The 22,058-nt window shown below is 68.6% G+C and carries 20 protein-coding genes; 13 read left to right on the top strand and 7 right to left on the bottom strand.

The features are described 5' to 3' along the window. Positions 1-59: 59 nt before the first annotated feature. Positions 60-1,022, top strand: a complete 963-nt coding sequence (locus OHA18_RS10375) for an LLM class F420-dependent oxidoreductase (RefSeq protein ID WP_329003734.1) — start codon at positions 60-62, stop codon at positions 1,020-1,022. Positions 1,023-1,138: 116 nt separating this feature from the next. After that, a complete protein-coding gene (locus OHA18_RS10370; RefSeq protein ID WP_329003733.1) occupies positions 1,139-4,792 on the top strand; it encodes a S8 family peptidase in 3,654 nt (1,217 codons plus the stop codon). A gap of 136 nt (positions 4,793-4,928) precedes the next feature. On the opposite strand, the gene OHA18_RS10365 is transcribed toward OHA18_RS10370, so the two are convergent. Continuing rightward, positions 4,929-6,284 (bottom strand): lytic transglycosylase domain-containing protein, encoded by a 1,356-nt coding sequence (locus OHA18_RS10365; protein WP_329003732.1) that lies wholly within the window; start codon positions 6,282-6,284, stop codon positions 4,929-4,931. Positions 6,285-6,540: 256 nt separating this feature from the next. Between OHA18_RS10365 and hemL the strand changes: the two genes are divergently transcribed. The 9 genes from hemL (at position 6,541) to OHA18_RS10320 (ending at position 15,315) form a co-directional block, all read left to right on the top strand. Next, positions 6,541-7,863 (top strand): glutamate-1-semialdehyde 2,1-aminomutase, encoded by a 1,323-nt coding sequence (hemL, locus tag OHA18_RS10360; RefSeq protein WP_329006082.1) that lies wholly within the window; start codon positions 6,541-6,543, stop codon positions 7,861-7,863. A 58-nt stretch (positions 7,864-7,921) separates the two neighbouring features. Next, entirely contained in the window at positions 7,922-8,545 is a 624-nt protein-coding gene (locus OHA18_RS10355; protein WP_329006081.1) for a histidine phosphatase family protein, read from the top strand. Continuing rightward, the gene (locus OHA18_RS10350) at positions 8,545-9,108 is read left to right on the top strand and encodes a TlpA family protein disulfide reductase (protein WP_329006080.1); all 564 of its coding nucleotides are present in this window, start codon (positions 8,545-8,547) and stop codon (positions 9,106-9,108) included. The genes OHA18_RS10355 and OHA18_RS10350 overlap by 1 nt, the downstream gene beginning before the upstream one ends. A 4-nt stretch (positions 9,109-9,112) precedes the next feature. Continuing rightward, complete coding sequence (locus tag OHA18_RS10345; protein WP_329003731.1) at positions 9,113-9,856, top strand: cytochrome c biogenesis CcdA family protein; 744 nt, start codon at positions 9,113-9,115, stop codon at positions 9,854-9,856. Position 9,857: 1 nt separating this feature from the next. Beyond that, positions 9,858-11,444, top strand: a complete 1,587-nt coding sequence (gene resB / locus OHA18_RS10340; RefSeq protein ID WP_329003730.1) for a cytochrome c biogenesis protein ResB — start codon at positions 9,858-9,860, stop codon at positions 11,442-11,444. A 76-nt stretch (positions 11,445-11,520) separates the two neighbouring features. Beyond that, positions 11,521-12,495, top strand: coding sequence for a c-type cytochrome biogenesis protein CcsB (gene ccsB, locus OHA18_RS10335; RefSeq protein ID WP_329003729.1), 975 nt, complete (start codon positions 11,521-11,523; stop codon positions 12,493-12,495). Position 12,496: 1 nt separating this feature from the next. Further along, positions 12,497-12,748: a DUF4229 domain-containing protein gene (locus OHA18_RS10330; protein WP_329003728.1), complete on the top strand. Its 252-nt coding sequence runs from the start codon at positions 12,497-12,499 to the stop codon at positions 12,746-12,748. A gap of 342 nt (positions 12,749-13,090) precedes the next feature. Beyond that, positions 13,091-13,693, top strand: a complete 603-nt coding sequence (locus OHA18_RS10325) for a TetR-like C-terminal domain-containing protein (RefSeq protein WP_329003726.1) — start codon at positions 13,091-13,093, stop codon at positions 13,691-13,693. Positions 13,694-13,752: 59 nt separating this feature from the next. Continuing rightward, positions 13,753-15,315: an MFS transporter gene (locus OHA18_RS10320; protein ID WP_329003725.1), complete on the top strand. Its 1,563-nt coding sequence runs from the start codon at positions 13,753-13,755 to the stop codon at positions 15,313-15,315. 57 nt (positions 15,316-15,372) lie between these two features. On the opposite strand, the gene OHA18_RS10315 is transcribed toward OHA18_RS10320, so the two are convergent. The 3 genes from OHA18_RS10315 to OHA18_RS10305 are packed head-to-tail and all read right to left on the bottom strand — an operon-like array spanning position 15,373 to position 17,255. Next, positions 15,373-15,852, bottom strand: coding sequence for a GNAT family N-acetyltransferase (locus OHA18_RS10315; RefSeq protein WP_329003724.1), 480 nt, complete (start codon positions 15,850-15,852; stop codon positions 15,373-15,375). A gap of 37 nt (positions 15,853-15,889) precedes the next feature. After that, the gene (locus OHA18_RS10310; RefSeq protein ID WP_329003723.1) at positions 15,890-16,906 is read right to left on the bottom strand and encodes a M48 family metallopeptidase; all 1,017 of its coding nucleotides are present in this window, start codon (positions 16,904-16,906) and stop codon (positions 15,890-15,892) included. 37 nt (positions 16,907-16,943) lie between these two features. Beyond that, on the bottom strand, positions 16,944-17,255 hold the full coding sequence (locus OHA18_RS10305) for a hypothetical protein (RefSeq protein ID WP_329003722.1): 312 nt from the start codon (positions 17,253-17,255) through the stop codon (positions 16,944-16,946). 248 nt (positions 17,256-17,503) lie between these two features. Between OHA18_RS10305 and OHA18_RS10300 the strand changes: the two genes are divergently transcribed. After that, the gene (locus tag OHA18_RS10300; protein WP_329003721.1) at positions 17,504-18,613 is read left to right on the top strand and encodes a PLP-dependent cysteine synthase family protein; all 1,110 of its coding nucleotides are present in this window, start codon (positions 17,504-17,506) and stop codon (positions 18,611-18,613) included. 18 nt (positions 18,614-18,631) lie between these two features. Here the strand turns inward: OHA18_RS10300 and OHA18_RS10295 are convergent, their stop codons facing one another. Then, complete coding sequence (locus tag OHA18_RS10295; RefSeq protein WP_329003719.1) at positions 18,632-19,342, bottom strand: hypothetical protein; 711 nt, start codon at positions 19,340-19,342, stop codon at positions 18,632-18,634. A gap of 107 nt (positions 19,343-19,449) precedes the next feature. Then, entirely contained in the window at positions 19,450-19,923 is a 474-nt protein-coding gene (locus OHA18_RS10290) for a MarR family winged helix-turn-helix transcriptional regulator (protein WP_329003718.1), read from the bottom strand. Positions 19,924-20,002: 79 nt separating this feature from the next. Between OHA18_RS10290 and OHA18_RS10285 the strand changes: the two genes are divergently transcribed. After that, the gene (locus OHA18_RS10285) at positions 20,003-21,190 is read left to right on the top strand and encodes an FAD-dependent monooxygenase (RefSeq protein ID WP_329003717.1); all 1,188 of its coding nucleotides are present in this window, start codon (positions 20,003-20,005) and stop codon (positions 21,188-21,190) included. Here OHA18_RS10285 and OHA18_RS10280 read toward each other — a convergent pair. Then, positions 21,173-22,045 carry a 1,4-dihydroxy-2-naphthoate polyprenyltransferase gene (locus OHA18_RS10280; RefSeq protein ID WP_329003716.1) on the bottom strand — a complete coding sequence of 291 codons (873 nt, stop codon included), beginning with the start codon at positions 22,043-22,045 and terminating at the stop codon, positions 21,173-21,175. The genes OHA18_RS10285 and OHA18_RS10280 overlap by 18 nt on opposite strands. Positions 22,046-22,058 lie beyond the last annotated feature (13 nt).

Genomic DNA, 22,058 nt, shown 5'->3' with positions numbered 1-22,058 from the left:
TGCAAATTCAGTACTCGTATTCATGGACCGATGCTGCCATCCCCGGAAAGGATGGCAGCATGACTACACGTTTCGGGGTATTCGTCCCGCAGGGCTGGAAGATGGATCTGGCGCAGATCGCCGACCCGATCGAGCAGTGGGAGGCGATGACGGATGTCGCCAAGCGCGCCGACGAGCAGTCCTGGGACTCGATCTGGCTCTTCGACCACTTCCACACGGTGCCGGAGCCGAGTGACAACACCACGTTCGAGTGCTGGAGCGCGACCGCGGCGCTGGCCCGCGACACCAAGCGGGTGAACATCGGCCAGATGGTCGGCTGCAACGGGTACCGCAACCCGGCGCTGTACGCGAAGATCGCGTCCACGGTCGACGTCGCCAGCCACGGCCGCCTGTACGCCGGTATCGGCGCGGGCTGGTACGAGCACGAGTGGAAGGCGTACGGCTACGAGTGGACCGACATCCCGCAGCGGATGGCCGCGTTCCGTGAGGCGACCGAGATCATCTACAAGATGTGGACCGAGGACAAGCCGGTCTACAACGGCAAGTACTACTCGATCGACGCCCCGATCAACGAGCCGAAGGGCGTCCGCAAGCCGCACCCGAGCTTCTGGATCGGCGGCGGCGGCCCGAAGGTGACGCTGAAGCTGGTCGCGCAGTACGCCGACGCCGCGAACATCGGCGGCGGCAGCCCGGAGACGTTCAAGGAGAAGGCGGACATCCTCCGCGGTCACTGCCAGAAGGTCGGCCGGGACTACGACGAGATCATCAAGTCGACGAACTTCAACGTCTTCCCGATCGACAAGGGCGACGACCCGCAGAAGGCGACCGAGAAGGCGCTCGGCCCGATGAACCGGGAGAAGTTCGACCGGGACAACCTGATCACCACCGAGGACGAGATCGCGAACAAGGTCGAGGCGGTCCTCGAGGCCGGCGCCGACTACGTGCTGTTCTACATCCCCGGCGTCGCCTACGACCTGGACCTGCTGGAGCGCGTCGAGAACGTCGCGAAGCGCTTCGCCTGACCGGTACCGGTCATGGCGGGTGTACGTCAGACGGACCGGTGGACCGGGGCTGAAGGCAACTGACAGGCTCCCGATGATGGCCTCGCATGGGTCGGGGCATCGGGAGGTGTCCCGCTGTGTTTGCCCGATCGTCCCGGTTCGCGTCAGGCCTGCTCGCCGCGGTGGTCGTCAGTTCCCTGCTGCTGACGACCACCCCGGCGCACGCCGCCCAGCCCGCCGCCGCCAACCCGACGCCGGGTGCGTCGATCCAGCGGATCACGCTCGTCACCGGCGACGTCGCCGAGCTGACCACGAGCGCCAACGGGCAGGTTTCCGCCCGGCTGACCGACGACGAGCCGTACTACTTCGGCACGTTCGACGGTGAACTCAGCCTGATCCCGTCCGAGGCCTACCCACTGCTGACCGCGGGCCGGCTGGACAAGCGCCTTTTCAACCTCACCGAACTCGCTGCGCAGGGCTACGACGACGCGAGCAGCGATCGACTGCCCCTCCTCCTCACGGCGCCGGCAACCCTGCGCAGCGTCCCCAGTACGCCGGCGGCGGCCACACTCCGCCGTACCCTCACCAGCGTCGGAAGCAGCGCGGTCACCGTGCAGAAGTCCGACGCGAAGGCGTTCTGGGCCGGCATCAGCGGCCCGACGACCTTCAAGACCGGCCAGGTCACCAAGATCTGGCTCGACGGCCGCACCCACACCACCGACGACCAGTCGGACCAACAGATCGGCGCCCCGACCGCCTGGAAGCAGGGGTACGACGGCCACGGCGTCAAGGTGGCCGTCCTCGACACCGGGTACGACGCCGGGCACCCCGACCTCGCCAAGCAGGTCGTCGCATCGGAGAGCTTCGTCCCGGATGAGGCGGTCCAGGACCTGCACGGACACGGCACCCACACCGCGTCGATCGTCGCCGGCCTCGGTACTGCGTCCGACGGCAAGCGGAAGGGTGTCGCGCCGGGTGCGGAGCTGCTGATCGGCAAGGTGCTCGACAATAGTGGCGGCGGCTACGACTCCGAGGCGATCGCCGGCATGGAGTGGGCCGTCCAGCAGGGCGCGAAGGTCGTCAGCATGAGCCTCGGCGGCCTGCCGTCGGACGGCACCGACCCGATGAGCGAGGCCGTCAACCGGCTGTCCGAGTCGAGCGGCACGCTGTTCGTGATCGCGGCCGGTAACGCCGGCGCCGAGCAGTCCGTGGGTTCTCCGGGTGCGGCGTCCGAGGCGCTGACCGTCGGCGCCGTCGACCAGAAGGACAACCTGGCGAACTTCTCCAGCCGTGGCCCGCGCATCGGCGACGGTGCGCTGAAGCCCGAGGTGACCGCGCCGGGCGTCGAGATCGCGGCCGCACGAGCCGCCGGCACCGAGCAGGGCCACATCCTCGGCCAGTACTACACCGCGTTGAGCGGCACCTCGATGGCGACGCCGCACGTGGCCGGCGCGGCTGCGATCCTGGCCCAGCGGCACCCGGACTGGACCGGCCCGCAGCTGAAGGCCGCGCTGGCCTCGACCGCGGTCCCGTCGGCCGGCGCCCGTACCGACCAGCAGGGCCTCGGCCGGATCGACATCCCGAAGGCGCTCGACCCGAAGGTCCTCCCGGATTCGGCGAACCTGTTCTTCGGCGACCTCTCCTGGACCGGACCGACCGCGCCCGCGCCGGTCGCCCGGAAAGTTGCCTACCGCAACAATTCGAACAGGCCGGTGACGCTCGGCCTCTCGGTCGACGCGCAGTCCCCGGCTCATGTGAAGGCCGCGGTTTCGGTGAGTCCTTCGCGTCTGACCATCCCGGCCGGCGGTACTGTGTCCGCGACGGTGACCCTGAACCTGGCCAAGACCCAGCCGGCCAACTATGCCGGCGTACTGACTGCGCGGAGCGGTAACAGCGAGGTCCGCACCGGGCTCGGGTTCGCGGCCGGCGGCCGGTTGAACCAGGTGACCGTGAAGGCGATCGGTCGTGACGGCAAGCCCGCGACGACCGCCGCCGGCGCCAGCGGGGTGCAGCTGTGGAACCAGGACACCGGCGACGTGAACGCGATCGCCTTCGACCAGACCGGCAGCCGCACCCTCGACGTACCGACCGGCCGCTACAGCGTGATGGCGTACGCCGTCGGCGGCGACGAGGCGAACTGGGCCAACTCGATCACGTTGCTCGGCGATCCGGACGAATGGATCAGCACCGACCGGACGTTCACGTTCGACGCCCGGACCGCGCACAAGGTGACGATCAAGACGCCGCGGCCGGCCGACGCGCAGAGCATCGGGATCGCCTGGCACCGCAAGGTCGGTGACCGGGACGCGGTGTCGGGCTGGGCGTTCAACGGCAAGGTTGCCAACGGCATCTACGTCCAGGACTTCGGGAAGGTTGCCAACGGCACCTTCCAGGTCGTGCAGCGCTGGGATCTGGCCCAGCCGCAGCTGACCGTCGACGTACCCGGCGCCGGTCGCCTGCCCACCCCGGGACCGGGCTCCTCCCGGACCGTGTTCGTCGGCAACGAGAACCTGCCGATCTACAACGGCGGCGATGGTACGCCGGCCGAGCTGACCGGCGCCAAGGACAAGATCGCGCTGATCCGCTGGACGTCGCCGGACGACACGACCGCGCAGGTACAGGCGGCGAAGGCGGCCGGTGCCAAGGTCGTGTTCCTCTACAACGAGTCGCCCGGCTACTGGTCGACCGGGACCGAGCAAGGCGTCCCGCTCTACCTCCTGCGCTCCGAACAGGGCAAGCAGTTGCTCGGTGCGCTGGCGAAGGGCCCGGTCTCGCTGCAGCTGAGTGGAGTTCGCGACAGCACCTACCGGTACGACGTCGCGATCGGACCGTCGACCGTCAAGGGACCGCTGACGTACGACGTCGCGAAGATGCACCCGGCCGTGGTGACGATGAACTTCCAGCGCAACGAGGCGTTCCCCCTGCACAACGACCAGCGGATCGCGCACCTGCCGGGGATCACCGCCGGCCTCAGCTCGACCCGCGGGGTGACCGGACCGGTAACCCGTACCGATTACCTGGTCACTGACCTCAAGGGCGTGACCTGGGACGAGACGACGGCGGCCGGGGAGTGGAACGAGACCGGGTTCGAGTCCACGATCCCGCGCAGCTACCAGCCGGGCGAGCAAGCCACCCGGGGCTGGTGGGAGCCGCTGATGCGTCCCGCCGTACCGGGGTTGTCGGACTCGGCTGGTGATGTGGCGCAGGGATGGCCGCCGGCGCGGTTCGAGAACGCCTTGCGGATCGCGATCCCGCAGTACGTAAGCGGTGATCGGAGTGTGTTCGGCTGGGGTGATCGCGGCGACGTGACGAGCATGAAGCTCAGCAGCAACGGCGTCGAACTCGGCAGTGCGAACTGGTCGGTTGCGCAGTGGGCGGTGCCGGCGCGGGCCGCGTGGTACGACCTGACGCTGGATCAGCAGCGTGGCGCGAACAGCTGGGCGACCACGTCGACGTCGACGCACACGACCTGGCACTTCCTCTCGGCGCCGACCAAGAGCCGGGCGGTGCTGCCGCTCGTACAGGTCGACTACAAGCACACCGACGGATGGCTCGAGCTGACTCCGGCCTATCAGCCGGGTCTGCGCGGGCTGGGTCTCTTCCGCACGACCGCCGAGATCTCCTACGACGGGAAGACCTGGCAGCAGCTGTCGCTGCGAGGACTCGGCACCGTCCGGGCGAAGCTGCCGGCGCCGCCCGCGGGCGCGTCGTCCGCGAGTGTGCGGGTGACAGCAGGCGATCTGCTGGGCAACAGCATCACGCAGACCATCGACCGGGCCTGGACCTTCTGATCGTCAAGCAGTTCTGATCGTTAGCAGTTCTGATCGTTAAAAGAGCGACGCCACGGAGCCGGGGGGATGTGCTCCGTGGCGTCGCCAGGGGCGCACCTAGGGAGGGGTGGGGGCAGGTGCGCCGGTCTGTGAGGGATCAGCTCCCGAGGATGCCTCCACCGAGAACGCCCAGCAGTCCGAGCAGGGACAGCAGGTTGCGGATGACCTGGTCGACGGCCTTCGCGCCACCGGTCTGGTAGGCGGTCACGCACTTCTGCAGCTGGTCCTGGGTCGGCTTGGTGATCGTCACCTTCGCCATCTCGGACTGGCAGTACGTCGTGGCCGTCTGCAGCTGACCCAGCGTGCTGCCGACCGTGCCGACGATCAGGCCGACGGCCGTCGTCAGGGTCGCGACACCCGGCGTCGTCGTGGTCGGAGTGGTCGGCTTCGACGTCGGCTTGGTCGTCGTCGGCTTGACGGTGGTCGGCTTGACCGTCGGCTTGCTGGTCGGCTTCGACGTCGGACGGTCGGTCGGCATCACGGTCGGCCGCGTCTCGTCCCGCTCGTCCGTCGGCGTCGTGATCACCGTGGGCGGGGGCGTCGGTAGGTCGATCGACTTCGGCAGGTTCTTGTCCGACGGCGCGTTGATGTCCCCGCCGCCGATCTGCTCGCCCGCCTCGTCGACGTCGTCACCAGCGGTCCCGTTGCCGACCGCGATCCAACTGCCCCCGGCGTACGCCTTCGCGATGCTGACCACGAGGTCGACGTACTGCTGGGAGTGGTTGTAGCGCAGGACGGCCGCGTTGAGGTCGGAGGCCTTGGACAGGTCGGTCTTGCCGGAGCACAGGTACACCGCGGTGGACATGGCCGCGTCGTCGATGTCCTGCGGGTTCCGCACGCCGTCGCCGTCGCCGTCCACTCCCATGGCCCGCCAGGTGCCGGGGATGAACTGCATCGGGCCGACCGCGCGGTCGAACGCCCCGTCGCCGTCGAACGCGCCGGCGTCGGTGTCGGAGATCTTGGCCATGCCGGACGAGCCGTCCAGCCGCGGGCCGAAGATCCCGGGGACCGCCACGCCCTGCGAGTTCAGCGCGTTGCCGCCGAAGCGGCCGTGATTGGACTCCACCCGGCCGATCGCGGCCACCAGCGTCCAGGGCAGGTGACACGACGGGTCGACCTGGGCCAGCACCTGCTGGGCCCGGGAGTACGCCTTCAGTGCGGCGTTCGGAATGCCGTTCTTGGACAGCCCCGAGACCACTTGGGTCGGTTGTTCGCCAGGATCGACGCCCGGGCCGACCGCACCCGGGCCTGGCACGTTGGCCGGCTGGGAGATCGGCTGCTTCGGAACGACGACCGAGTTACCTCCGGACAGACCCTGCTCCAGCGACGCCGTGGCGACCGCCGGATCGTCCGTGGCACTGACGGTGAATGCGCTCGCGAACAGCGCCAACGGGATCAGCGGCGCCACCTGACGCCAGCCGCCACCCGTGGCGCGGCGCTTGCCCTTCGCCATCGATGATTCCCCTCCGTGACTCATCGACCGGTCCGGCCCCACGCTGCGGACAGTCTTTGTGTCGTTCTCGGTTGCCGTCGTCATTGGTCTAACGTCCGCCCCGTTGCGTGGGTTACGCGCCGGACGAGACCGTGTACGTGCGGTCACCGGGTACCCATACTGGCGCGTAACAAAGCGCCTGTGAACCCCCTGCGGACGATCCGGTCCCGGAATTCGCCCGGCCCTGCCGGTGGGACCGCAGGGTGCCCGGGGGAGAATAGCCGCCGTGCCCGACCACACTGAACAGTCCGCCAAGCTCTTCGACAGGGCCTCCGCAGTCACCCCCGGCGGGGTCAACTCTCCGGTCCGCGCGTTCCGCGCCGTCGGCGGCGTACCGCGCTTCATGGCGTCCGGTGACGGATGTCACATGACCGACGTCGACGGCAACCGCTACCTCGATCTGGTCTCCTCCTGGGGTCCGCTGCTGCTCGGACACGCCCATCCCGAGGTGATCGCCGCCGTCCAGGCCGCGGTCGGCCGGGGTACCTCGTACGGGACGCCGACCGAGACCGAGGTGCTGCTCGGTGAGGAGATCGTCGCCCGGACGCCGGTGGACAAGGTCCGGCTGGTGTCGTCCGGGACCGAGGCCACGATGTCCGCGCTCCGGCTGGCGCGCGGGTTCACCGGGCGCGCCAAGATCATCAAGTTCGCCGGCTGCTACCACGGCCACGTCGACGCCCTGCTGGCCCAGGCCGGTTCCGGCGTACTGACGCTCGGCATCCCGGGGACGCCGGGTGTCACCGAGGCGACCACCGCCGACACGATCGTCCTGCCGTACAACGACCAGGCCGCGGTCGCCGCCGCGTTCGCGGAGTACGGCGATCAGATCGCGGCCGTGATCACCGAGGCCTCCCCGGGGAACATGGGCGTCGTCCCGCCGCGGGACAACTTCAACGGTTTCCTCGCGCAGATCTGCCGTGCGAACGGCGCCCTGTTCATCTCCGACGAGGTGATGACCGGCTTCCGGATCACCCGCTCCGGCTGGTACGGCGTCGACGGCGTGCAGCCGGATCTGATGACGTTCGGCAAGGTGATGGGTGGTGGCTTCCCGGCGGCCGCCTTCGGTGGGCGCGCGGACGTGATGGCGCACCTGGCGCCGGAGGGCTCGGTCTACCAGGCGGGGACCCTGTCCGGGAACCCGATCGCCACCACGGCCGGTCTGACCACGCTGCGGCTGGCCACCGACGAGGTGTACGCGAAGCTGGACGAGACCTCGCTGACCATCCAGCGGCTGGTGTCGACCGCGCTGGACAAGGAAGGTGTGCCGCACGTCATCTCCGCGGCCGGGAACCTCTTCAGTGTCTTCTTCGTGGAGTCATCGGAGGGACCTGCCGAGATCCGGGACTTCACCGGTGCGAACGCGTCTGTGCTGCCACGGTTCACGGCGTTCTTCCATGCCATGCTGGACGCCGGCGTCTACCTGCCGCCGAGCGCCTTCGAGGCCTGGTTCGTCAGTGCGGCCATCGACGACGATGCGTTGGCCGAGCTCGAGTCCGCGCTCGCCCCGGCTGCTCGCGCGGCCGCCGCAGTACAGAACTGAAGGGCTGTGCAGAACAGATGAGAGGGCAGCAGTGACCGAAACGACGGTCGTGCACCTGATGCGTCACGGCGAGGTGTACAACCCGACCGGCGTGCTCTACGGCCGGATCCCCGACTTCCACCTGTCCGAGCTCGGCCGCGCGATGGCGGAACGAGTGGCCGACCACGTGAAGGGCCGCGACGTCGTGCACCTGGTCAGCTCGCCGCTGGAGCGGGCCCAGGAGACGATGGAGCCGATCGCCAAGGTGTTCGGGCTCACGCCCGACATCGACGAGCGGGTGATCGAGGCGGCGAACCTGTTCGAGGGCAAGAAGTTCGGCGTCGGCGACGGCGCGCTGAAGAACCCGAGCGCGTGGTGGCTGCTGCGGAACCCGTGGAAGCCGTCCTGGGGCGAGCCGTACCAGCAGATCGTCCGGCGGATGCGGGACGCGATCGAGACCGCCCGGGAGAAGGCCGCCGGGCACGAGGCGCTGATCGTGTCGCACCAGCTGCCGATCTGGATCGTCAGGTCCGCGATCGAGAACCGCCGGATGTTCCACGACCCGCGCAAGCGGCAGTGCAGCCTGGCCAGCCTGACCTCGTTCACCTTCCACGGCGACCAGATCGTCTCCGTCGGGTACGCCGAACCTGCCAAGGACCTGTTGCCGGTCAAACCCTCGAAGAAGTTCGTCGGCGGCGCGTGATGGTGCGTCGTACGGCGGTCGTGGTGGCCGGAGTGCTCCTGGTCGCGGGGTGCAGCTCGGGTCAGCAGGCCTCGCAGAGCCGGCAGGGTCAGTCGGGCTTCGTCAGCGGCAACGGCAACGTGTCGGTGTTCGCGGCGGGGGACCGGAAGGCGGCGCCGGAGCTGACCGGGAAGACGCTGGACGGGAAGACCTGGACGCTGTCCGAGCAGACCGGCAAAGTCGTCGTACTGAACGTGTGGGGCTCGTGGTGCCCGCCGTGCCGCAAGGAAGCACCGGATCTGGTCGCGGCCTCGAAGGAGCTCGGCCCGTCGGTGCAGTTCATCGGGTTGAACACGCGTGACCTCGACCCGGCGCAGGCGAAGAAGTTCGTGCAGGAGTTCGGGGTGCCGTACCCGAACCTCTACGACCCGGACGGCAAGGGGCTGCTGCGGTTCCGCGGCCAGATCTCCACGGCCGCGATCCCGACCACGCTGGTGATCGACAAGACCGGCAAGGTCGCCGGGCGGGTTGTCGGCGAGGTCACCAAACAGACGTTGCTGGGCATGGTCAAGGACGCCGGTTGAGCTGATGGGACAGTGGTTCGCCGACTCGATGACGGGGTCGATGCTGGTAGCACTGCCGATCGCGGTGCTCGCCGGTGCGATCTCGTTCTTCTCGCCGTGCGTCGTGCCGCTGCTGCCCGGTTACCTGTCGTACGTCACCGGCCTGTCCGCGGCCGAGCTGGGCTCGGCCAAGCGCGGCCGGATGCTCGCCGGTACGGCGTTGTTCGTGGCCGGGTTCTCCGCGGTGTTCATCCTGACCGGGGTGGTGTTCGGCAAGGCCGGTGATCTGCTGATCGATCACCAGACCGCGATCACCCGGGTGCTCGGCGGGCTGACCGTCGTCCTCGGCATCGTCTTCCTCGGCGGGTTCGGATTCATGCAGCGGGACCTGCGGGTGCACCGGGTTCCGGCGGTCGGGATCGCGGCGGCGCCGTTGCTCGGCGTACTGTTCGGATTCGGGTGGACTCCGTGTATCGGTCCGACGCTCGGGACCGTGATGACGCTGGCCACCACCGAGGGCAGCACCGGGCGCGGCGCGGCGCTGGCGCTGGTGTTCAGCCTCGGGCTGGGCATTCCGTTCATCGTCTCAGGCCTGGCGTTCCGGCGGATGCTGGGCGCGGTGGCGTGGGTCCGCAAGCACCAGCTGCTGGTGATCCGGATCGGCGGCGTACTGATGATCGCGGTAGGACTGCTGCTGCTGACGGGAGTGTGGGATGCGATGACCGCGGACCTGCGGCAGTGGGTTGCCAACTTCGGATCGGCGGTCTGAGATGACAGAGGTCAAGGACCGCATCGCCGCGGCCTCGGGCCCGGAGGAGCCGTCCGGCCCGCCGGCGATGGGGCTGGTCGGCTGGCTGCGGTGGACCTGGCGGCAGCTCACCTCGATGAAGACCGCGCTGGTGCTGCTGTTCCTGCTCGCGCTCGGCGCGGTGCCCGGCTCGCTCGTCCCGCAGACGGCGATCGACCCGGTCAAGGTCTCGGATTTCCTCGCGGCGCACAAGACGCTCGGGCCGCTCTACGACAAGCTCGGCCTGTTCGCCGTCTACAAGTCGGCCTGGTTCTCGGCGATCTACCTGCTGCTGTTCATCTCGCTGATCGGTTGCGTCGTACCCCGGCTTTCCGTGTATGCGAAGGGTTTGCGGGCCCGCCCGCCGAAGCCGCCGCGGAACCTGAACCGCCTGCCCGGGTACGAACGCTTCGAGGTCGATGCCCCCGGCGACGTTCTCGAGGTCGCGACCCGCGAGCTGCGGAAGCGGCGGTTCCGGGTCCAGGTGTACGACGGCGCGGTCGGCGCGGAGCGTGGTTATCTGCGCGAGGCGGGCAACCTGCTCTTCCACTTCTCGTTGATCCTGGCGCTGGTCGGCGTCGCATGGGGCTCGCTGTTCGGCTACCGCGGCACGGTACTGGTTGTCGTGGGCAACGGTTTCTCGAACACGGTCGCGCAGTACGACGACTTCACGCCGGGGCGCGCGTTCAGCGGTGACGACGACCTGCCGCCGTTCTCGCTGACCGTCAAGGACTTCGAGGTGAAGTTCCAGGAGGACGGTCCGCAGAAGGGTGCGGCGCGCGAGTTCAAGGCGCAGCTCGACTACCAGCAGACGCCGGACGCGCCCGAGCAGTCGTACGCGCTGCAGGTCAACCACCCGCTGAAACTGGACGGCAGCAGCGTCTACCTGCTCGGCCACGGATACGCGCCGCGCGTGACGGTTCGCGACGGTCAGGGCAACGTGGCGTTCTCCGGGCCGGCGCCGTTCCTGCCGCAGGACACGAACTTCTCGTCGTTCGGCGTGGTCAAGGCGCCGGACGCGCGGCCGATGGCGCTGGGCTTCGAAGGGTTCTTCCTGCCGACCGCGGTGATCGGCCCGGACGGTCCGGTGTCGGTGTTCCCCGACGACCTGAACCCGCAGCTGGTGATGACCGGGTACTACGGCCGGCCGCAGCCCGAGACCGGGAAGCCGGAGTCGGTGTACCAGCTGGACAAGTCGAAGCTGACGCAGTTCCAGCAGAACGGCGACAAGTGGCGGTTCCAGCTCGCGCCCGGGCAGAGCGTCGCGCTGCCGGACAAGGCCGGCTCGATCACGTTCAACGGGTACAGCCGGTGGGTGAAGCTGCAGGTCAGCCACACGCCGGGCACGGATCTCGCGCTGGCCGGCATCCTGCTCGCGATCCTCGGCCTGATGGGTTCGCTGTTCGTGCATCCGCGCCGTACCTGGGTGCGGGTCCGCGACGAGGACGGGCGTACCGTTGTCGAGGTCGCCGGTCTCGACCGCGGGCCTGAACGCGGCCTCGGCGATGAGATCCACGCAATTACCACGAGTCTCAAACCCGCCGGCCCGAGCAACGAGGAGCAGCCATGAGCGAACGGAGTGAGCTCATCATCAAGCACAGCGCGTTCAGAGCCTCATCCGCGCCCGGAGCGAAGCGAGGACGGGGATGAGCGGGGAGACCTACGCACAAGTCTCCAACCTGCTGATTCCGACCGCCACGGTGATCTACGTCCTGGCCCTCATCTCGCACGCCATGGAATGGGCCCTGGGCCGCGCTTCGGTGGCCAAGGTCGAGGTGAAGGAGCAGGTGCTGGTCGCTTCTGGCGGTGAGCAGACGACTGCTGAGGTCGACGAACCGTCTGCCCCCGCATCGAGCGAGCGTCTGGACGCGGCGAGCCGGATCGGATTGCTGCTGACCTGGCTCGGCTTCGTGCTGCACCTCGGCGGTGTTGTCACCCGGGGGCTCGCGGCCGGCCGGGTGCCGTGGGGAAACATGTACGAGTTCTCCATCACGGCGTCGCTCGCGGTGGCGATCGTCTACCTGATCTTCGTGCAGAAGTACAAGCTGCAGTACCTCGGGCTCGGCGTGACCTTCGTGATCGCCGCCGTACTGGGGCTGGCCTCGCTGGCGCTCTACACGCCGGCCGGTCCGCTCGTCCCGGCACTGCACTCGTACTGGCTGGTCATCCACGTCTCCTCGGCCGCAATCTCCGGTGGTGCGTTCACTGTCGGCGGCCTCGTCTCCGTGCTGTACCTGGTGAAGGCCCGCGCCGAGCGGAAGGTCCTCGCCGGCGGCACGATGTCCGCCTCGCTGCGCCGGCTGCCGAGCGCCGAGGCGATGGACGGTACGGCGTACAAGGTGCTCGCGTTCGCGTTCCCGCTGTGGACCTTCGGTGTCCTGGTGGCCGGTCCGATCTGGGCCGAGCACGCCTGGGGCCGGTACTGGGGCTGGGACCCCAAGGAGGTCTGGTCGCTGGTGACCTGGGTGGTGTACGCCGCCTACCTGCACGCCCGCGCGACCGCCGGCTGGCGGGGCCGCCGGGCCGCGATCATCGCGATCGTCGGCTGGGTCGTGTTCATCTTCAACTTCGTCGGCGTGAACCTGTTGGTCTCCGGCCTGCACTCCTACGCTGGGGTGTGAGATGAAGGAGTTCGCGATCTACACCGGTCTGCGGGCGGTCCTGTTCGCCGTCTGCTTCGCGGTGCTCTGGTTCGCCCTGAACAACTGGCTGACGATCTTCCCGCTGCTCCTGGTCGCGCTGATCCTGTCGTCGATCCTGTCGATCTTCGTCCTCCGCGCCGCCCGTGAACGGCTGGCCGGCAAGATCGAGACCCGCGCCGCGAACATCTCGCAGCGCCTCGAGCAGGCCCGCACCGCCGAAGACGACGACTGAGCCCCACCTCTTCACCCCGGACCCCAGCTCCACCTCCCGTACCCGCGCCTGCCCCGCCTTCGCACCGTCGCGCGCGGTGGGCTTGAACAGGAATTGGTGGCTTTGAACAGGCAATTTCCTGTTTAGAGCCACCAGTTCCTGTTCACGGGCCCCACCAGCGGACCCTGTTCCACTGCTCGACCCGGGCGTACCAGTCTTCAACTGGTACGGAGAGTGACTTATGCCACGGGCGAAATCTTCGCAAAATCCTTTGTGCATTCCTTCACATGAGTCGTAGAGTGATGGATGAAACGAAACAGTTTCGTTCTATCGGTGTTCTTGTAGCTACGCAGGGTGATGACGGTGGATGCAGCAGGCGTACGGCAGCGGCCGCGGGTCGAAGGCGGTCGCGAGGACGAGATCCTCGATGCGACCGTTGCGGTGGTGGCCGAGCTCGGCTACGACCGGCTGACGATGGATGCGGTGGCGACGGCGGCCAAAGCCAGCAAGGCCACGCTGTACCGGCGCTGGTCCACCAAGGCCGAGCTGGTCGTGGACGCGATCAGCCGGGCCAAGGGCTGCCCGATGCCGGAAGAGGTCGACACCGGCAGCCTGCGCGGCGACCTGATCTCGATGGCGTGCGGCGCCGGTGGTTTCACCGACGAGCTGCCGATGTCGGTGATCGCCGGTCTGCTGACCGCGCTGCACCGTGACCCCGAGCTGCAGAAGGCCTTCCGTGAGCGCTTCCTGGCGCCCCGGCAGGCCCTGACCAACAAGGTGTACGAGCGTGCCGTCGAGCGCGGTGAGATCGCGCCGGACGTCGACGTCGACCTGCTGTCGGTGACGCTGCCCGCGGTGATCATCCACCACGCCTACATCCTCGGCGTCGAGCCGACGGACGACCTGATCCTTCGAGTGATCGACAACGTGATCCTGCCTGCGGCGCGGGGGTCGCAGGTGAGCTGACCGGTGAGGGGCCGGTCCGCGACAAGCAAGACAGTCTGCCCAAGAGGGGAAGTTTTCTTATGTCCGAAGAAGTCATCAAGGCCGATCCGCCGGAAGGCCGGCCGGTCGACGCGGTGGCCGAGCCGAACGGCCACGGTCACCGCAACCTCGGTATCGCGCTGGCGCTGATCTGCATGGCGCAGCTGATGGTGGTGCTGGACGGCACCATCGTCAACATCGCGCTGCCGCACATCAAGGACGCGCTCGGCTTCAGCAACGCGTCGCTGCCGTGGGTGGTCAACGCCTACGCGCTGGCGTTCGGCGGTCTGCTGCTGCTCGGCGGCCGGATCGGGGACATCCTCGGCCGCCGCAAGGTGTTCGTCTTCGGCGTCGTGCTGTTCGGCCTGGCGTCGTTCGTCGGTGGTATCGCCCAGAGCGAGAGCGTGCTGCTCGCCAGCCGGATCCTGCAGGGCCTCGCGGCCGCGGCGGCCTCGCCGAACGCGCTCGCGCTGATCACGACGACCTTCCCGGCCGGCAAGGAGCGCAACCGCGCCATGGGCGTGTACGCCGCGATGTCCGGTGCCGGCGCGGCCGTCGGTCTGATCCTCGGTGGTGCGCTGACCGAGGCGTCGTGGCGCTGGACCTTCTTCATCAACACGCCGATCGGCCTACTGGTCGCCGTACTGGCCTTCCGGTTCCTCGGTGAGTCGGCCCGGCAGTCCGGCAAGTTCGACCTGCCCGGCGCCATCACCGGTACGGTCGGTCTGACCTCGCTGGTCTACGGCCTGACGCACGCCGGCTCGAACGGCTGGGGCGACGCGGCGACGCTGGCCTTCATCTTCGGCGGCCTGGCGCTGATCGGGATCTTCCTCGGTATCGAGGCCCGGTCGCGGCACGCGCTGATGCCGTTCCGGATCCTCGCGAACCGGACCCGTGGGGTCAGCTTCTTCGTGATGCTGATCGTCGGCGCGGCGATGTTCTCGATGTTCTACTTCCTGGGCATCTACGTGCAGAGCATCATGGGCTACAGCGCGATCAAGACCGGTCTGTCGTTCCTGCCGTTCAGCTTCGGCATCGTGATCGCGGCTCAGGTTGCGTCGACGCTGGTGGCCCGGGTCGACCCGCGCTGGATCGCCGGTGTCGGTGGCGTGCTGGTGTCGGCCGGCATGTTCGGGTTCAGCCGGCTCGAGGTGGATTCGACGTACTGGACGCACCTGCTGCCGTACATCCTGGTGCTCTCGTTCGGGATGGGCCTGATCTTCGTGCCGCTCACGCTGACCGCGGTCAGTGGTGTCGCCGCGGAGGATTCCGGAGTGGGATCGGCGGTGCTGAACACGGTCCAGCAGATCGGTGGTGCGGTCGGCCTGGCGCTGCTGGGCACGATCTCCACCAACGCGATCAAGGACAAGTTCACCGAGCTGGCCCCGGGCCTGCAGAAGGCGGCCGAGTCCGGGCAGTCGCCGGACCAGATCAAGCAGCTGCAGGGTCAGTTCACTGCGCTGGCTACGACGCACGGTTTCACCCGGGCGTTCATCTGGTCGGCGTTCCTGGCGCTGGGCGCCGGGCTGATCACGCTGATCGGCCTGTCGATCAAGCACAAGGACCTGGCCAACGACGGCCAGAGCCCGGTCCACGTGGGCTGATCGCCAGACTCGAAAGGCCCGCTTCCCGGGAGGGGGGAAGCGGGCCTTTCGTCCGTTCTACAGCTGCTTGCGCATCACGATTTCGCGGCCTACGCCGTCCGCCATCAGATCGCCGAGCTCCTCGGTGTCGACGTACCCGTGGCGTTCGTAGAGGTCGTGCGCGGGATCGTTGCCGGGGACAACGGACAGCTCGAGGACGGTGGCGCCGATGCCGCGGGCCCAGTCCTCGATCGCGGTCATCAGCGCGTTGCCGACGCCCTTGCCGCGGCCGGCCGGAGCGACCCACATCGACACCAGCTCAGCTGCCGCCTCGCCTTCCGGGAACCCGCCGGCCATGCCCACCGGCGTACCGTCGATCGTGGCGATCACCTGGTACGCGCCGGGGGCGGAGAGCCGCTCCCGCCAGCGTTCCTCGGTGGCGTCCACCCAGTCCGCGAGCTGCGAACCGAAGGCGAACGCCGCCTCCTCGAGCGCGGCGAGGCGCAGTTCACGCCAGGCCTTCCAGTCGTCCGGGCCAACCGCTTCTATCTCGATCACGCGGACAGGATCGCAGTCGGCCCGGATCTCGTACCACTCAGTTTCGCGGGAACCTCGTGGAGACCCAGTCGCGGACACCGCCGAGGCCGTCGCCCAGGTCGCGGAGCAGCTTGGCCAGCGGGTCCTGCGAGCGGTTGAACGCGTCCGTGTACGACTTGGCGGCGTTCTTCGCCTCCTGCGAGATCGATGCGTTGCCGTCGTCCTGACGCTTCGGGTAGTCGCCGGACACGATCGTCGTGTACTCGCCCTCGTCGACCCAGTGGCGCAGCTCGTGCGCGCGGATCACGGCCAGCGGGTGCGACTGCGCCTCGAGCAGCAGCAGCTTCAGCACGCTGTCGCGCAGGTCGCCGGAGCTCTCGTACTCCGTGCCCTGCGCGAGAAATGCCGTCGTGTCGAGCTCGGCGAGCTGACCGCCGCTGGCGAGCTTCATCTGGACGCGCAGCGCGACCGCCGGGTCCTGGACCGCGAGCAGGCCGGCCCGGTCGCCGGACAGCTCGGCCTTACGGGACCACTCGTGCAGAGCGGCGATGATGGCGCGCAGGCCGAGCGCGCCCATCGGCATCCAGTTGAACGCGCCGGTGAGCCGCATCAGCCAGAGCAGCAGTGACTGGTACAGAGCGTGGCCGCTCTGGGCGTGGCCGATCTCGTGACCGAGGACGAACCGCAGCTCCTCCTCGTCCATGCCCTGCAGCAGTGCGCTGTTCACCACGATGAACGGCTTGTCCATGCCGATCGTCATCGCGTTCCAGATCGGGCTGTTCGTCACGTACAGCTCGGGGAGCTCGCGGACGTCCAGGGTCGCGGCCGCCTCGGTGAAGAGCCGGTGCATGGTCGGGAACTGCCGGTCGTCGACCCGGATCGCCGAACCGAGGTACTGCAGCCGGAACGCGCGCTCGTTGATCAGCCCCGACATCTTCCGCAGGACGAAGTCGAAGCCCTTCAACTGCCGCAGCGCCACCAGCGCGCCGCGGTCCGCCGGGTGCTCCCACGCCCGCGAACTGATATCGGTCAACGTCACCCGCTGCCGCGTCGGCCGATCGCCGCTCTCGCTCATCGCTCCCCCTGCTTCCCGGTCGTCATGGACCCCCAACCTAGCTCGCCGGTGGGTCTGATCGAGGTTTGAGCACTACCGCCAGCAACAAGGTCGGCAGCCAGCCCACCGGCACCGACCACCAGCCGAGGCCCTTGCCCGCGGCGACTGCGGTCGTGGCGAGGCAGATCGCCGTACCGGTCAGCCAATATCCGAACGCAGCCCAGCCCGGGTACTGGGTTGCCCGCCGGTGCCCGACCCAGGCGAACGTCAGAGTGGCCGGGAGAGCGAGTGCGGTGGTGCCGAGCGTGAGTACAGCAAGGATCAGCGCGACGTCGCCCGGTGAGAACTCGACCGCTCCGAGGGGGATCATGCCGACGATCCTTCCGGCTGGAGGCGGTGATTGCTGAGCGTAGGAATACTCAAATCGGTCCTAAGGTCCCTAGGGCATGCGACCCCGTCCTGTGCGTGCTGCGCGGCACTCGGCGGCGCATCTCGCTGCACCGGTGCAAAGGTCACGATGCTCCGCATCGAGCCCTTCGCCCCGGCACAGCGAGCTACACCACCGAGCACCTGCTCGCGACTGCACAGGATGGGGTCGCATGCCCTAGCCTGGCCCGCATGAGTGAGGTTTGTCGTGAGGTCGATCGCCGGGACGACAAGGCGCGCGCCTGGGTGTCCGAGGCGATCCGGATCGTGGACGCGGACGCGAACCGCAGTGCGGACACGCACCTGCACGTGTTCCCGATGCCGGAAGGTACTGGCGTAGACCTGTACCTCAAGGACGAGTCCGTACATCCCACCGGCTCGCTCAAGCACCGGCTCGCCCGGTCCCTGTTCCTGTACGCCCTCTGCAACGGCTGGATCCACGAGGGCACCACGGTGATCGAGGCGTCCAGCGGCTCCACCGCGGTCAGCGAGGCGTACTTCGCCCGCCTCCTCGGGCTCCCGTTCGTCGCGGTGATGCCGCGCTCGACCAGCCCCGAGAAGGTCGAGCTGATCGAGTTCTACGGCGGCCGCTGCCACTTCGTCGAACGCTCCGGCCAGATCTACGGCGAGGCGAAGAAGCTGGCCGAAGAGACCGGCGGGCACTACATGGACCAGTTCACGTACGCCGAGCGGGCGACGGACTGGCGTGGCAACAACAACATCGCCGAGTCGATCTTCGGGCAGCTGTCGCTGGAACAGCATCCGATTCCCGCCTGGATCGTGGTCGGCGCCGGCACCGGGGGTACGTCGGCCACCATCGGGCGCTACGTCCGCTACCAGCGGTACGACACCTCGGTCGCGGTCGTCGACCCGGAGAACTCCGCGTTCTTCCCCGCCTTCGAAGCCGGCGACCACGAGTTCTCCACCGGCCGCCCCTCCCGCATCGAAGGCATCGGCCGGCCGCGGGTGGAGCCGTCGTTCGTGCTGGGCGTCGTCGACCGGATGATCTCGGTCCCCGACGCGGCCTCCATCGCCGCGATGCGCTTCTGCTCCCGCGTCACCGGGCGGCTGGTCGGCGGATCCACCGGGACGAACCTGTGGGGCTCACTGCGGCTGGCTGCGGAAATGCGTCGTACGGGAGCCCGGGGCAGCATCGTCACCCTCCTGTGCGACAGCGGCGAGCGCTACGGCAACACGTACTACGACGACGCCTGGCTGCGGACCAGCGGCATCGACATCACGCCGTACACCACCACGCTGGAAACCTTCACCCGCACAGGCGTCTGGACCGAGCCGGAGTAGCTGGTTTGGCTGGTGTCGTCAGTCGGTGGGAGTGGTTGGGGGAGTGGGAGCTGCCCCCGTGGCCGGTGTGCCCTTCGACGGAACGTCCTGTGTCTGCCGGGCCGTGCGTAGTACCCCGACGACGGCGCCGATGAGCCATAGGGCGAACGCCACGGACGCCATACCTCCGCTCCAAAAGCCAGACAAGCACAGCGCCACGACCACATAGGACGCCCAGGTCGCCCATCTAGGCAGGGTGCCCGCCTGCTGGGTGATCCGCGTGGTGACAGCGACCAGCACGCCGCAGCCGATCAGACCAGTCAAGGCGAGGACCTGTCCTGACATGCCGAGTGCGCGGACGGTGTTCGGGTCGGGGGTGAACTCGTTCGACCAGGCCGCGAAGGCGCTCCCCACGTCGAGTGAGACGCCGGTGATGATCAGCCCGCCGAACAGCGCTGCGGCGGGCACGATCGCGTGTGCGAGCGGGTCGCCGCCGGACAGTCGGTCCAGCACGTGCCGCAGGCCGGTGGCGAACCAGAGCAGCAGGGCGACCCCCGCCGCGAGTACAGGCGGCCCGAACCCGGCGGCGGCCTGTCGGGTGTCGTCGTTGAGTCTCTGGAGGATCTCCGAGTCCGACATACCGGGGTCGTCGACGCCGACCAGGTAGCCCAGTGCCACCCCGGCGGCGAGTAGCACGACCGAAGCGGCGCCCGCCCACCCCGCGCGCTGAAGAGCACGTGACTCGTCCATGCCCGCCTCCCCCTGTCACACCCGGCCCGCGGCGCGAACCAGAGCAGTCCGAGTCTGCGCGCGCACCGAGCCGCCAGCAAGGCGGTGGCGTCAGGTCGGCGTACCCGCTAGTGGGTGTCGTCCTGGGTCAGGCTGGTGGTGAGGTCGTCGGTGAGTTTGGTGAGGAGCCGGTTGAGTTCGGTGCGGTCTTCGGGGGACCAGTTGGCGATCGCCGTGCGGAACCAGTCGGCGACTGTCGAGGTGTAGCGGTTTGCTGCCTCGGCGCCGGTGTCGGTGGGTTCGATCAGGCTGGCTCGGCGGTCGTTCGGGTCGGTGACTCGGCGGACCAGGCCGCGGTGTTCCAGCGCCTGCACCTGGCGGGTGACGTGTGGCCCGACCACCTGCATGCGGTCGGCGATCTCGCCGACGCGGAGCGGGCTGCCTGCCATGGCCAGGGTCAGCAGGATCGTCATCGCGGGGCGGTCCAGGGCGAGCCCGGTCGCCTCGGTTGCCTGCTGTGCGAGCCGGCCGCGGTTCATCGCCGTACCCAGCTGAGCCAGCCGCGGGAGGAGCGCCAGTTCATCGCCGGAGTCAGCGGTCACTTGATTACCTACCTTAGGTATGTTTATGATCCCAGAAGTTAGATACCTAAGGTACATACTTCTGGAAGGGGTCACCATCATGACGACTGTTCTGATCTCAGGGGCAAGCATCGCCGGGCCCGCTCTGGCCTACTGGCTGGATCGTTACGGCTTCGACGTGACCGTGGTGGAGAAGTCCGCGGCGGTCCGAGGCGGTGGATACGCGATCGACGTCCGGGGTACGGCGAGGGACGTCGTCGACCGGATGGGATTGTTGCCGCGGCTGCGCACGGCGCATGTGGATACGCAGCGGATCTCGTTCGTGGACGCCGACGGCGCGCTGATCGCCGCGATCCGGCCCGAGTCGATGACCGGCGGCACGGAGGGGCTCGATCTCGAGGTCCGGCGCGGTGATCTGGCCGATGCGCTGTACGCACCGATCCGCGACCAGGTCGAGTTCCTGTTCGGTGACTCGATCGCGCGGCTCGACGATCGCGGGGACCGGGTCGAGGTCGTCTTCGACAGCGGGGCCCGGCGTACGTTCGACCTCGTCATCGGCGCCGACGGCCTGCACTCGAATGTGCGTCGTCTGGTCTTCGGCCCGGAGGAGGAGTTCCACGCCTACCAGGGCTACACCTTCGCCGGCTTCACGCTCGCCAACGACTTCGGGCTCTCCCACGAGGGCGTCTCGTGGAACGTCGCCGGCCGGGCGGCGGTGCTCTACGCGCACGATCCGAGCGACCCCGTGCACGGTTTCCTCACCTTCCGGCAGGACGAGCCGCCGTACGACGCCTTCCGTGATCCCGAGGCGCAGCGTGAACTGGTCGCGGCCACGTTCCCGGATCAGGGCTGGCTGGTGCCGCGATTGGTCGCCGCGATGCGGGAGTCCGACGATCTGTTCTTCGACGTGGTCAGTCAGATCCACATGCCGACGTGGTCACGCGGCCGGGTCGGGTTGGTCGGGGACGCGGCGTACGCGACCTCGTTCATGTCCGGTCAGGGGTCGAGCGTTTCGCTGGTCGGCGCGTACGTGCTGGCCGGTGAGCTCGCGACGCACGCCGATCACACCGAGGCGTTCACGGCGTACGAGGAGCGGATCCGGACGTTCGTCGAGGAGAACCAGGCCCTGGTCGAGATCGGCAAGCGGGTAGTTGCGCCCGGCACCCAAGAGGTGCTCGACGCCCGCAACACCGCGCTTCGCGCGGCGAGCATGACGGGTGACGAAGGCCGCGAGGCCAACAGCAGTCTGGTCCTGCCGGACTACCGGCCGTCAGCCGCCCAGGGCTAGGCCGACTGCCAGGCCGATGGCGTAGAGCAGTTCGGTCTGACCGGTCCCCTTGAGGACTGGGATCAGCGCCGGGCCTACGGCGTCGCCGAGGACCACTCGGATCGACTTGATGGCGAGCGGCGCGGCGATGAAGGCGAGGAGGGTCCAGGGTGTGGCGATCGCGGAAACGGCCGCGAGGACGAACGCGAGGATCACCAGGGCGGCGTACAGCCGGCGGGAGCGGGGAGCGCCCAGGACCACGGCGAGGGTGCGTTTGCCGGTGACGGAGTCGGTCGGGATGTCGCGGAGGTTGTTGGCCACCAGGAGAGCGCAGGCGATCGAGCCGACCGAGATGGCGCCGGCGACGGCGGGCCAGGTGATGGTTTCGGCCTGGACGTAGGTGGTGCCGAGGACGGCGACGAGGCCGAAGAACAGGAAGACGCTGACTTCGCCGAGCGCACGGTAGCCGTACGGGCGTTTGCCGCCGGTGTAGAACCACGCGCCGAGGAGCGACGCGGCGCCGGCGACCAGGAGCCACCAGGTCGTGGTCGCGCTGAGGACGATGCCGAGGACTGCGCCGATGCCGAAGCAGGTGAACGCGGCGGTCTTCACCTGGCCCGGGGACGCGACCTTGGAGCCGACGAGGCGGAGCGGGCCGACGCGGTTCTCGTCGGTGCCGCGAATGCCGTCGCTGTAGTCGTTGGCGTAGTTGACGCCGATCTGGAGCGCCAGCGCGACGCCGAGGGCCAGCAGCGCCTTCCACCAGACGAAGCCGTCCAGGTAGGCAGCCGCGCCGGTTCCGACGAGGACAGGGGCGATCGCGGCGGGCAACGTGCGGGGGCGGGCGCCTTCGATCCACTGGGCAGGTGTGGCCATGACCGTCGATTCT

This window comes from Kribbella sp. NBC_00709 (assembly GCF_036226565.1).
Taxonomy (GTDB): domain Bacteria; phylum Actinomycetota; class Actinomycetes; order Propionibacteriales; family Kribbellaceae; genus Kribbella.
The sequence above is the reverse complement of the archived record's forward strand: the minus strand, read 5'-3'. Positions and strand labels throughout refer to the sequence as shown.

What these genes read in the sequence shown, in the direction of transcription:
- OHA18_RS10310 (WP_329003723.1), bottom strand. Translation starts at nt 16,906, where the DNA reads ATGAGCGAGAGCGGCGATCGGCCGACGCGGCAGCGGGTGACGTTGACC.
- ccsB (WP_329003729.1), top strand. Translation starts at nt 11,521, where the DNA reads ATGAGCGGGGAGACCTACGCACAAGTCTCCAACCTGCTGATTCCGACC.
- OHA18_RS10300 (WP_329003721.1), top strand. Translation starts at nt 17,504, where the DNA reads ATGAGTGAGGTTTGTCGTGAGGTCGATCGCCGGGACGACAAGGCGCGC.
- OHA18_RS10330 (WP_329003728.1), top strand. Translation starts at nt 12,497, where the DNA reads ATGAAGGAGTTCGCGATCTACACCGGTCTGCGGGCGGTCCTGTTCGCC.
- OHA18_RS10320 (WP_329003725.1), top strand. Translation starts at nt 13,753, where the DNA reads ATGTCCGAAGAAGTCATCAAGGCCGATCCGCCGGAAGGCCGGCCGGTC.
- resB (WP_329003730.1), top strand. Translation starts at nt 9,858, where the DNA reads ATGACAGAGGTCAAGGACCGCATCGCCGCGGCCTCGGGCCCGGAGGAG.
- OHA18_RS10295 (WP_329003719.1), bottom strand. Translation starts at nt 19,342, where the DNA reads ATGGACGAGTCACGTGCTCTTCAGCGCGCGGGGTGGGCGGGCGCCGCT.
- OHA18_RS10280 (WP_329003716.1), bottom strand. Translation starts at nt 22,045, where the DNA reads ATGGCCACACCTGCCCAGTGGATCGAAGGCGCCCGCCCCCGCACGTTG.
- OHA18_RS10305 (WP_329003722.1), bottom strand. Translation starts at nt 17,255, where the DNA reads ATGATCCCCCTCGGAGCGGTCGAGTTCTCACCGGGCGACGTCGCGCTG.
- OHA18_RS10375 (WP_329003734.1), top strand. Translation starts at nt 60, where the DNA reads ATGACTACACGTTTCGGGGTATTCGTCCCGCAGGGCTGGAAGATGGAT.
- OHA18_RS10345 (WP_329003731.1), top strand. Translation starts at nt 9,113, where the DNA reads ATGGGACAGTGGTTCGCCGACTCGATGACGGGGTCGATGCTGGTAGCA.
- OHA18_RS10285 (WP_329003717.1), top strand. Translation starts at nt 20,003, where the DNA reads ATGACGACTGTTCTGATCTCAGGGGCAAGCATCGCCGGGCCCGCTCTG.
- OHA18_RS10350 (WP_329006080.1), top strand. Translation starts at nt 8,545, where the DNA reads ATGGTGCGTCGTACGGCGGTCGTGGTGGCCGGAGTGCTCCTGGTCGCG.
- OHA18_RS10365 (WP_329003732.1), bottom strand. Translation starts at nt 6,284, where the DNA reads ATGGCGAAGGGCAAGCGCCGCGCCACGGGTGGCGGCTGGCGTCAGGTG.
- OHA18_RS10355 (WP_329006081.1), top strand. Translation starts at nt 7,922, where the DNA reads ATGCGTCACGGCGAGGTGTACAACCCGACCGGCGTGCTCTACGGCCGG.